The sequence below is a fragment of the Caenibacillus caldisaponilyticus genome, assembly GCF_002003465.1.
In the GTDB taxonomy this organism is placed as follows: Bacteria; Bacillota; Bacilli; order Bacillales; family Sporolactobacillaceae; genus Caenibacillus; species Caenibacillus caldisaponilyticus.
The window spans coordinates 1-1523 of sequence record NZ_BDDQ01000139.1; the positions used below are offsets into that span (position 1 = coordinate 1).

Consider the following 1523-nt stretch of genomic DNA (forward strand, 5'->3'; position numbering starts at 1 on the left):
TTCCCCCTGTTTCCCATTTTTCAAGACCTCGACAGCGTTTTTGAGTCGGTCAGGAATGGGCAATCCAATCCGGCCGGCATTTTCAATAATGCTCAATGCTTCATTCGCGAGATAGAAGAAAATCGCTCCGTCACGGAGCATATGTGAATCACCCAGAACGCTATCGACGAGATGAGCAACGGCAACGATCGCAAAGATGCCGACCTTCTTTGCAATGCCGACAAGCCCGACTTCGCTATTGAGTTTGCCGGCAATCGCTGCCGCAGCAAAGCCGGATATATAGTCGATGATGACGAATGTGAGCAAGATAGACAGCAACGACGACCACCCCCCAAATAAGTAAGAGGCGGCCGCGCCGCCTACCGCAACGATGGTTTTGAGGACATTTTCCATGGTTTCACCACCTTTCAAGGCAAAATAAAAAGCCCGCTATTTGGCGGACTTGTCGTCTTTTTTCTTCAGTTCTTCGATCTCTTTTTTCAGAGTTTCGATTTCGAGCTGCTGTTCGGTGATGATGGCATCACGTAGCGCTTTTTCTTGCGCTAGCATAGCTACTTGGTTTGTGAGCGAGTTGATCACGTATTGCGGATTTTTGATTTGTTGTTCCACGGTCATGCCCCCAATTTTTGTTCGAGTGCTTCAATTCTAGTTTTAAAGTCAGTAAAAAGGGATTCGTGGTTGTCTAGGACAGATACCGCCTGTTTTAAACCAGTAAATAAGTAACCGATTGACGAATACATGTCAATCGAGTCACCAGATGCGTTCCATATAATTTCCGGTGCTTCGTCTAACATCAATCCGAGAGTCTTTTTAGCGCCATCTTCTTCAAAGTTATAGTTAAACGTGTACGTTTTGATATTCATAAGGGTGTCTAAAACATCGTCTGTAAACTCCTCGATATTTTTTTTCATTTCTCGCAAAGAATTCGGAGGGTTATACTCTTTAGCACGTATTGGGGCGTAAGTGCTAGTTGACCCCGTTACGGTTGCACGGACTTCGCCACCGGACTTGGGGCGGATGTAAACGTGAGTACTGCCGCTATTTGGATTGGCGTCATAGGCATCGGAATAGACGAATCCATTAGCAATTACTTTTCCCGTCGTTGATAGATCTCCTACAATGTCTACGTTACCTTGAATGTTCATACGATCACTCAAAGTAACGTATATTTGATGCCCATTGGAATCATAATAAATAATTTGGTCAACAGTAATGTTTAAATTCTTTGTCGAACTGGTTTGGTAATTGGACTCTAAAAATACTTGCCCGTCTTGAATCGTGACGCTATTAACGAACCCTAAATCAGTTTTTTCATTGTAAATAGTTTCACTTACCCGAGTTTTTACGTTTCCAACGACTATTTCAACGGTTCCGTTAAACGTTCCGGTTGTTCCGTTAATTGTCCCGCCAACAACATTGATACCCTTCGCCGTGAGCACTCCGTTCGTATCAACATAGAAAACATCCTGCCACGACTGGGACGTATTTGTGCGATTTTGAATCTTGATCCCCGCCGTCGCATT

General features: G+C 44.2%; 3 protein-coding genes. All 3 read right to left on the bottom strand.

The genetic code is table 11. The annotated features are described in order from the left end of the window. Positions 1 to 393 (bottom strand): phage holin family protein (locus tag CCB157_RS16845; RefSeq protein ID WP_143287136.1); only part of this gene is annotated, 393 nt, incomplete at its 3' end. Between the two features lie 36 nt (positions 394 to 429). Continuing rightward, on the bottom strand, positions 430 to 609 hold the full coding sequence (locus CCB157_RS16850; protein WP_077616942.1) for a hypothetical protein: 180 nt from the start codon (positions 607 to 609) through the stop codon (positions 430 to 432). 2 nt (positions 610 to 611) lie between these two features. Continuing rightward, positions 612 to 1523, bottom strand: a 912-nt coding sequence (locus tag CCB157_RS16855; protein ID WP_143287137.1) for a tail fiber domain-containing protein, incomplete at its 5' end; no start/stop codon positions are given.